The sequence below is a fragment of the Sphingopyxis panaciterrulae genome, from assembly GCF_014199295.1.
In the GTDB taxonomy this organism is placed as follows: Bacteria; Pseudomonadota; Alphaproteobacteria; order Sphingomonadales; family Sphingomonadaceae; genus Sphingopyxis; species Sphingopyxis panaciterrulae.
Genome location: NZ_JACIJH010000005.1, coordinates 208,542 through 216,822 on the forward strand (window position 1 = coordinate 208,542; position 8,281 = coordinate 216,822).

The window sequence follows — 8,281 nt, forward strand, 5'->3', positions numbered from 1 at the left end:
GAAGCACGCTGCGCTCCGGGTCGCGGAAAACCACCATTTTCGACTCGCCATCTTCTGAATGTCGATCGATCCTAGGATTGCCAGACGATCTGGCCGCCGATCAGGGTCAGATCGATCGTCGCGGGCGCGGCCGGATCGTCGGGCCAGTCGTGGAGGATCAGGTCCGCCGGCGCGCCGACCGCCAGCGGTCCGGTCCGATAGAGCGCCAGCGCCGCCGCCCGGTCGACCGCCTCGCCACCGCCGATGACCGCGCCGTCGCGAGTTCGCCGGTCGGTCGCCGCCCGGATCGCGACCCATGGATCGGGATCGCCATAGGGCGCGTCCGATCCGCCGAGCATCCGCACGCCGCCGCGCAGCAGCGACCCGAGCCGGTAGAGGTCGCCGCGTTCGTCGGCGTCCATCCGCGCGCGATAGCGGTCGCCGCGGTCGTGGATGAAATTGGGCTGCGTCACGACGGTCAGCCCTGCCGCCGCGATATCGCCGATCAGGCTTTCGGCGATCATCGCGCCATGCTCGATCCGGTCGCCGGGCTGCGATCCGCCCGCTTGGGCAAGCGCCTCCAGATAGAAGAGCAGCTCGCCCAGCGTCACGCAATGCGCCGCGACATTGCGGCCGAGCGACCGCGCCGCCGCGATGCGCGCGGCGACGGTCTCGACCGGCGGCAGGTCGGCTTCGTCGAGCAGCAGCTTGACCGGCCCCAGGGCATAGCCTTCGCCCGCGCTCAGGCTCTCGGTTCCCATCAGGGTCAGGCGCTGCGGCATCGCGCCGGACAGCAGCCTGGCCTCGGCCGCCCCGTTCGCGGCGCCGGCGTCGGTCAGCCCCGTCACGCCCCGCCGCGCCAGCGTCGCGCCGAGCGCCGCCAGCGAGGGTGGCGCCCCGCCGATCCGTTCGCGCAGCCAGGCATCGCCGCGCCGGATGCGGCCGTTGGGCCGCCCGTCGGCGCCGCGCTCGACGCAGGGGGGGAAGGGCGGTTCGCCGAGCTTCGCGATACCCGCGCCGTTGAGCAGCCAATAGCCGCCGGTGCGATCCTGGATTCGCAGCGGATGATCGGGAAGCCAGGCGTCGAGCAGGCGGCGATCGGGAAGGCCGGCGATCCGCTCGTCATAGCCGATCGCCCGCACCCAGCGCCCCGGCGGCCCCGCCTTCGCGCGCAGGCGGGCGATCGCGTCATCGGCGGTCCGGCATGCGGAAAGATCGACCGATTCCATCCGCGCGGCGGTCGCGAGCAGGTGCAGGTGATGATCGTGCAGGCCCGCGCCCACCGTCCGCCCTCGCGCGTCATATTCGGGGCCCTTGCCACCCCCATCCGGTCCGATCGCCGCAATCCGGCCCTCGCGGATGCCGATGCTCGTTCCCCGGCCTCGCGCATCGCGCGCATTGCGGATCAGCAGGTCGAAACGCCCGGTCATCGGATCGCCTCCGCAAAGCGCGCGGCGGTCTGCGCGAGCGCCATGTCGAGCAGCCCGCAACGTCCGGCGTCGAGCGCTTCCAGCGCCAGCGTCGCGGCGGTCAGTCCGGTGAGGGGGTCGGCGAGCGCGTCGCCCATGAAGCGGGGGGCGCCCGCCTCGTGGTGCACCAGTCCACCGGCCGCCGCGCAATCGTCGCCGAAGCCGACGCGCATTGCCGCCTCCCCGCGCCAGCCATGCGCGGTGATCGCGATCCACAGCAGGCTGGGGTTGCGCGCGAACAGCCGTTCCTCGTCGAGCCCGAGCCGCGCGAGCGCATGCGGCCGCGCCGCGGTGATGAGGACGCGCGCGCCCGCGATCCGATCGCGCAGTGCGGCGGAATCGAGCGCTATGCGCAGCCGCCGCTTGCGCCCGTTGAGCCGCGCATCGAGATGCGGGGTGTGAAGCGGCGTCGGATCGGGCCGCCCAGGGCTTTCGATCTTCACCACTTCGAACCCCGCTTCGGCGAGCAGCCCGCCGCAATAGGGCCCGGCCCAGAGCGCCGACAGGTCGATGACGGACCCGTCGCGTGCGCCGCCTTCGCGCCATGCGGGCGGTGCCGGCGGCTCGGCCTCGCTAACGCGCGCGACCGGCAGGTGCAGTCCGGCGCCGCTCTCGCTCATCTCCGCCGCCGTGCGACGGGCTGCGCTGGCGGCGACGGCCTGCCACGGGTCCTCGTCGAAGCCCGCGCCGGTCCACGCCGGCACCAGTTCGCGATCCTCCTCGCGGGGGAGCGACACCGCGATCCAGCCGTCGCGGCATGCGATCAGCCGGCTCTGACCGTTCGGCGAGCAGACGCCCGGCTCGGCAAGCACAAGCTCGTCGTGGCGGGACAGCGCGCGGCGCGGATCAAAGGCGATGCGCCCGTGCGAGGCGGCGACCAGTCGGTCGCCCGCCGCCGCGACGGCCTCGATCAGCGCCGTCACGGCGCATCCCCGATTGCATGGATCAGCCCCCAGTCGAGCGCCTGCCGCGCACCGACGCGCCGCGCCGAAAGCAGCATCCACAGCGTGCGATGCCGCCCGATCGCGCGCGCGACCGTCGCGGTGCCGCCGGCGCCGGGGATCAGCCCCATCCTCACCTCGGGAAGCTGAAACCAGCTATCGGCGGCCGCGATCCGCCGATGCGCCGCCGCCGCGACCTCGACTCCCGACCCGACGCAGGCCCCGTGCAGCCGCACCGTCCCCCGCGATCCGAGCACGTCGAGCGCACGCGCGCAGCTATGGAGCGTTCGCACCGCATGGGCCTCTGCCAGGTCGTGCGCGGTGCCGAACTCGGCCAGCGCGCCGCCGGTGGAAAAGCATTTCCCCGCGCCCTGGATCAGGACCGCGGGCCGGCTCGGATCGTCGAGGGCGTTCGCCAGCGCTTCGTAAAGGGCGTCGCGCATCGCCGCCGACATGGCGTTGCGGTTCGTCGGGTCGTCGAGCGTCAGCAGCAACCGGTCGCCTTCGCGTGCGATGGCCAGCGGCTCGGTCGGGCAGGGCGCCGCGCCGCCCGGCGCCGCGCTGCGCCACCGCTGGAACTCGCGTCCTCCCAGCAGCGCCGAATAGGCCAGCGATTCGACCTGCAACGCATCGGCGAGAGGCAGCCTGGCCGTCAGCCGCAGCACCCCGGCCGCGATCGTCGCCGCGATCGGGTTCGCGCGCACCGCGTCCGCGAGCCGATCGGCCTGCGGGTCGGTCACCCAGGGCCGCGGGGCACTCTCGGCGACGGTCAGCAACAGGTCGAAATCGTCGGCGACGACCGTGGGCAGCGCGCCCTCGCGGTCGATCCCGATCACCACCGCCTGGATCGGCGCGAGGGGGCGGCGCCAGCCTGCCGCATCGACGACCAGCACCGGCTGCCCGCCCGGCGCGGACAGGCGGTCCGCGTCGAGATGGTCGGGGCCGGTCATATCGGCGCTTTCTATCCGGCGCAGACCGCTTCCGCCAGTTCGGCCTTGAGCACGCGGCGCAGCAGCTTGCCGGTTTCGTTGTACGGCAGGTCGTCGCGCACGAACCATTGCTCGGGCGTCTTGGTCGAGCGCAGCTTGGCGCGGATCGCCCGCGCCATCGCCTCGGTGTCGGGTTTCCCCGAGCGCGAGACGATCACCGCGACGACCTTTTCGCCCCATTTCTCGCAGGGGATGCCCAGCACCGCGCAATCGGCGATATCGTCGAAGCCGCGCAGGACGTCCTCGATCTCGCCGGGCGAGATATTCTCGCCGCCGCGCACGATCACGTCGTCGAGCCGCCCTTCGACGAACAGATAGCCGCCCTGGTCGAGCCAGCCTGCGTCGTTGGTCGCGAACCAGCCGTCGTCGGCGACCGCCTTCCTGTGCAGATATTCGCCCGACACCTGCTCGCCGCGGACATGGATCTCGCCATGCTCGCCGGGCGCACAGCAGGAACCGTCCTCGCGCCGAATCTCGAGTTCGATGCTCGGCAGCGGCTGGCCGACCGACGCGATACGGCGGCGGATCAGCGGATCGTCGGAGGCAAAGGCGGCGCGATGATCCTCGGCGCCGAGCAGCGCGATCGTCGAACTGGTCTCGGTCAGGCCATAGGCGTTGACGAAGGCGACGTGCGGCAGCATCGCAAGCGCCCGCGCGATCACCGGTTCGGGCATCTTGCCGCCGCCATAGGAGAGGGCGCGCAGGGTCGGCAAAGTCTCGCCGGTCCGTTCCATGACGTCGAGGATGCGGTCGAGCATCGTCGGCACCACCATTGCGTGGGTGATGCGCTCCGCCGCCGCGACCCGCACCCAGTCCTCTGCGGTGAAGGCGGGAAGGTAGACGATCCGCCGCCCGCCATAGGCCGAGGTCAGGATCGCGGAGATTCCCGCGATATGGTAAGAGGGCACGCTGACCAGGGCCGCTTCTTCCTCGTCGGCGCCCAGGAATTCGACCGTCGACATGACATAGGAGGTCAGGTTGGCGTGGCGCAGTACCGCGGCCTTGGGCTCGCCGGTCGTGCCGCTGGTGAAGAGCAGCACGGCGATGTCGTTCTCGGCCTCGGGCAACTCGATCCGCGCGGGGGGCCGGCCCGCGATGAACTCGGCTTCGAAGTCGCTGCGCGCGACAAGCTCGATCCCGTCGACGGGGGCGATGCGCGACAGCATGGCGTCGTCGACGACCAGCACCGCAGGGGCGGTTCGGGCGACGAGCTTGTTCAGGTCGGCGTCGGCAAGGCGGTAGTTGAGCGGCACGAACGGCGTTCCCGCCATCCCGCTCGCGAACAGCAGCACCGGCAGCACGTCGCCGTTCATGCCCAGAAAGGCGGTGTTCGTCTTGCCTCGGCCCCGAAGCCAGCCCGCTACCTGGGATGCCCTGGCGCGATAGGCTTCGAAATCGAACCCCTCCGCGCGCGCGCCGAGCGCAATGCGATCGAAGGCGGCGTCGGCGGCGATGTCGAGCAGCAGCGGCGTGCGCATGGGATCAGTCCGAAGCGGGAAGCGGCTTTGCGCCCTTGAGCGTCATCGGCTTGCCGTCGAACGCCAGCGACCCCTTGCCGGCCTTGGCGCCCAGCACCTCGAGCCCGCTCGCCTCGTCGACATAGCGTTTGCCGATCGCGACCCCCTCGGCGAAATCGGGGCTCACCTCGCCCGTCGGCGCGGCGCCATCGTCGATCGGAATCACCGCGGCGCCGCCGCATTGCAGCTCGCCCACAGTGCTCGGCGGCCGCACGACCACCATCTGGGCCTCGCATACCGCGCTTTTCCAACGTGATCCGGGTTTCAAATCCATCCGCATCCATCCTTTCCCGTCGGCCGCAGTCTATGGCGGCCGGTCGCTTCTGTCGCCGCAATATGTCAATCGACATAGAAAGTAAACGTAGTTATATAACTGGACGAGAGAAGAGGAGCAGAGGATGCATCCGCGCTTTTTCGCGCAGCAGGCGCCGGCCCATCCCGCGATCGTGATGGCGGCGACCGGCGAGACGGTCAGCTACGCGGGGCTGGAAGCGGCTGCGAACCGTGGGGCGCAGCTCTTTCGCGCCCTGGGCATCGGCGTCGGCGAGACGGTGGCGGTCTGGCTCGGCAATTGCCGCGAATATTTCGAAATCTACTGGGCGGCGCAGCGCGCGGGGCTTTATCTCTGCCCGATATCGAGCCATCTCACCGCCGAAGAGGCCGCCTATATATTGAACGACAGCGGCTCGCGGCTGCTCGTGACGCATAAGGACGTTCCCGGCGCGGCGTCGCTGGGCGCGGCGCTGATTCCCGGTGTCGCGCATCGCTATGATCTCGAATCCTGGGCGGCGGCGCTGGCCGGGCAGCCCGCCCGGCCGATCGGCGACGAAACGGCCGGCTATCATCTGGTCTATTCGTCGGGCACGACCGGCCGGCCGAAGGGAATCCGGCTGCCGCTCAGCGGCGAACCCGCCGATGCGCCGCACATGCTCGGCGAACGGATCGCGGCGCGCTACGGGGTCGGCACCGACAGCGTCATCCTGTCGCCCGCGCCGCTCTATCACACCGCGCCGCTCGCTTATGGCATGGCCGCGCACCGCAACGGCGCGACGCTCGTCATCATGGACCGGTTCGACCCCGAAGCGACGCTGCGGCTGATCGAGGCGCACCGCGTGACCTTCATGCAGATGGTGCCGACGATGTTCGTCCGCCTGCTCGCGCTGCCCGACGCGGTGCGCAAGGGTCATGACCTGTCCTCGCTGCAAAAGATCGTCCACGCCGCCGCGCCTTGTCCGGTCGAGATCAAGCACCGGATGATCGAGTGGCTGGGGCCGATCATCTATGAATATTATGGCGGGTCCGAAGGCAATGGCTCGACCTTCATCACTCCGCAGGAGTGGCTCGAACGGCCGGGATCGGTCGGGCGCGCCGATTGGGGCACGCTTCATATCTGCGACGAGGAGGGGGGCGAGGTGCCGCCGGGCGTCGACGGCCTCGTCTATTTCGAGGGCGGATGGGATTTCCAATATCTCAACGACCCCGAAAAGACACGCGATGCGCGTCATCCGCACCATCCGCAATGGAGCACGCTCGGCGATATCGGGCATGTCGATGCCGACGGCTATCTGTATCTGACCGATCGAAAAAGCTTCATGATTATCTCGGGCGGCGTGAATATCTATCCGCAGGAGGTCGAAAATCTGCTCATCACCCATCCGCGCGTCGCCGACGCCGCGGTCATCGGCGTCCCCAACGCCGAATTCGGCGAAGAGGTGAAAGCCGTGGTCCAGCCGCTCGACCCCGCCGACGCCACGCCCGATTTCGCCGCCGAGCTGATCCGCTTCTGCAAGCGCCGGCTGAGCGCCGTCAAATGCCCGCGATCGGTCGATTTCGACCCCGCGCTGCCGCGCCTCGACACGGGGAAGCTCTACAAAAGAGTGATTCGCGATCGCTACTGGCCGCGCGCCTCTTGAAATCGCATCATATGATGCTTATGATCGCATCAGGAGGTGCGATATGGCAAGCGCGCTTTGGTTTGATACCCCGCCGGCGGCACCGGGTGGGTTGCAGACATTTTCGGCCGAGCCCGACCGGCGGCGGCTGACCGGGGCTGCGGTGAAGGCCGTGCTGCGCCTCGTCGACGCCTGGGGCGGCAGCAATGCAGAGGGCGCGGCGCTGCTCGGCGTGTCGGAAAGCACCTGGGACCGGATGAAGGCCGGCCGCTGGGACGGCGTGCTGAGCCAGGATCAGTTGACCCGGGCCTCCGCGCTGATCGGCGTGTTCAAGGGGCTTCACCTGCTCTTCGCCGACGCCATGGCCGATCGCTGGCCCATGCTGGAGAATCGCGGGCCGGTCTTCGACCGCAAGACGCCGGTGCAGGCGATGATCGAAGGCGGCATCCCGCGGATGCTCGAGACCCGGCAATATGTAGACGCCTTGCGTGGCGGTCTCTGACGAGGGGGCGATGAACGGGCTGGCGCTGGTCCGGGTCGCCTTTCCCCGGACCATCCGGCTCGTCACCAGCGCGCGGCTGCGTGCGGCGGTGATGCGCCCGCTCGCCGACGATGACAACGAACTCGCCTTGCTTGCCGAGATCGAGGGGGCGACCAGCAGCCGACTGATCGCCGAAGAGCGCGGGAAGGCCGGGCTGTCCGCCGCGGAGCTGGTCCACGGCGTTCCCCATGCCCGGTTCATCAATGCGAGTTTCGCCTATGCCAAGCCGCGCGAACCGATGCGCTTCAGCCCCGCCGACCGGGGCGCCTGGTATGCCGCGCTGGCCGCGGAGACGTGCCTCGCCGAGGTTGGCTTCCATTTGACGCGGGCGCTGGCCGACGCCGGCGATTTCCATGCGGTCGTCGAGTATGGCGAGATGCTCGCGAGCATGGCGGGGCTGTTCGTCGACCTGCGGCAGGCGCCGGCGCACGCCAGCCTCGATCCCGATCCGGCCGTCGGCTATCCTGCGGGCAACGCGGTCGCCGCGGCGGCGCGGGCTGCGGGGCACAATGGCATCATCTATCCCTCGGTCCGTCATGCCGGGGGCACCTGCATCGCCGCGCTGTGGCCCAATGTCGTGCAGTCGGTCGTGCCGGGCGCCATGTATCGGCTCACCTGGTCGGGAACGCCCGCCTATTCGGTCGAAGCGCTCGATCAATCCTAGGGTCAGGACCCATTAATTCCGCGCTCGAGGTTTGAAGCCATGGGCAAAATCGGTCAAATCGCGAAGCGACGCCGAAATGGCTTCGATCTCGGGCCCGTGCAGCCTTGCGGGTAGCGATGCTACCCGCTGCACCCGCCCGAACCCGATATCTTCGCCGTTTCGACGCCTCGAAGTGGAATTAATGGGTCCTGACCCTAGGCGACGTTTACATTCACGCGGCACATTTGATGGCTGCGACGAGATTGAGGAAGCCAGCGTAGTTTCTGGCGAGCTTGTCGTACCGGGTTGC

At 69.5% G+C, this 8,281-nt stretch carries 8 protein-coding genes; 3 read left to right on the top strand and 5 right to left on the bottom strand.

Going from position 1 to position 8,281, the window contains the following annotated elements; genetic code table 11:
- Positions 1 to 71: 71 nt before the first annotated feature.
- Genes FHR21_RS10470 through FHR21_RS10490 form a run of 5 tightly spaced genes read right to left on the bottom strand, consistent with a single transcriptional unit; the run spans position 72 to position 5,169 of the window.
- Entirely contained in the window at positions 72 to 1,409 is a 1,338-nt protein-coding gene (locus FHR21_RS10470; RefSeq protein WP_184097959.1) for an amidohydrolase family protein, read from the bottom strand.
- Positions 1,406 to 2,371, bottom strand: coding sequence for a CoA transferase (locus tag FHR21_RS10475; RefSeq protein WP_184097960.1), 966 nt, complete (start codon positions 2,369 to 2,371; stop codon positions 1,406 to 1,408). Before FHR21_RS10475 ends, FHR21_RS10470 begins: the two co-directional genes overlap by 4 nt.
- Positions 2,368 to 3,339, bottom strand: a complete 972-nt coding sequence (locus FHR21_RS10480; RefSeq protein ID WP_184097962.1) for an enoyl-CoA hydratase/isomerase family protein — start codon at positions 3,337 to 3,339, stop codon at positions 2,368 to 2,370. The genes FHR21_RS10475 and FHR21_RS10480 overlap by 4 nt, the downstream gene beginning before the upstream one ends.
- Before the next feature lie 11 nt (positions 3,340 to 3,350).
- Positions 3,351 to 4,856, bottom strand: a complete 1,506-nt coding sequence (locus FHR21_RS10485; RefSeq protein WP_184097964.1) for a class I adenylate-forming enzyme family protein — start codon at positions 4,854 to 4,856, stop codon at positions 3,351 to 3,353.
- A gap of 4 nt (positions 4,857 to 4,860) precedes the next feature.
- Positions 4,861 to 5,169 carry a hypothetical protein gene (locus FHR21_RS10490; protein WP_184097967.1) on the bottom strand — a complete coding sequence of 103 codons (309 nt, stop codon included), beginning with the start codon at positions 5,167 to 5,169 and terminating at the stop codon, positions 4,861 to 4,863.
- A gap of 124 nt (positions 5,170 to 5,293) precedes the next feature.
- Here FHR21_RS10490 and FHR21_RS10495 point away from each other — a divergent pair, with 124 nt between their 5' ends.
- The 3 genes from FHR21_RS10495 to FHR21_RS21170 are packed head-to-tail and all read left to right on the top strand — an operon-like array spanning position 5,294 to position 7,992.
- Positions 5,294 to 6,808, top strand: a complete 1,515-nt coding sequence (locus tag FHR21_RS10495) for an acyl-CoA synthetase (RefSeq protein WP_184097968.1) — start codon at positions 5,294 to 5,296, stop codon at positions 6,806 to 6,808.
- 43 nt (positions 6,809 to 6,851) lie between these two features.
- Positions 6,852 to 7,289 carry an antitoxin Xre-like helix-turn-helix domain-containing protein gene (locus FHR21_RS10500; protein WP_184097970.1) on the top strand — a complete coding sequence of 146 codons (438 nt, stop codon included), beginning with the start codon at positions 6,852 to 6,854 and terminating at the stop codon, positions 7,287 to 7,289.
- A complete protein-coding gene (locus FHR21_RS21170; RefSeq protein ID WP_221235121.1) occupies positions 7,276 to 7,992 on the top strand; it encodes an RES domain-containing protein in 717 nt (238 codons plus the stop codon). Before FHR21_RS10500 ends, FHR21_RS21170 begins: the two co-directional genes overlap by 14 nt.
- The last annotated feature ends 289 nt before the right edge of the window (positions 7,993 to 8,281 follow it).

Excerpts from the sequence above, each read along its gene's own strand:
- FHR21_RS10500 (WP_184097970.1), top strand. The coding sequence starts at position 6,852 with ATGGCAAGCGCGCTTTGGTTTGATACCCCGCCGGCGGCACCGGGTGGG.
- FHR21_RS10480 (WP_184097962.1), bottom strand. The coding sequence starts at position 3,339 with ATGACCGGCCCCGACCATCTCGACGCGGACCGCCTGTCCGCGCCGGGC.
- FHR21_RS10495 (WP_184097968.1), top strand. The coding sequence starts at position 5,294 with ATGCATCCGCGCTTTTTCGCGCAGCAGGCGCCGGCCCATCCCGCGATC.
- FHR21_RS10490 (WP_184097967.1), bottom strand. The coding sequence starts at position 5,169 with ATGGATTTGAAACCCGGATCACGTTGGAAAAGCGCGGTATGCGAGGCC.
- FHR21_RS10485 (WP_184097964.1), bottom strand. The coding sequence starts at position 4,856 with ATGCGCACGCCGCTGCTGCTCGACATCGCCGCCGACGCCGCCTTCGAT.
- FHR21_RS10470 (WP_184097959.1), bottom strand. The coding sequence starts at position 1,409 with ATGACCGGGCGTTTCGACCTGCTGATCCGCAATGCGCGCGATGCGCGA.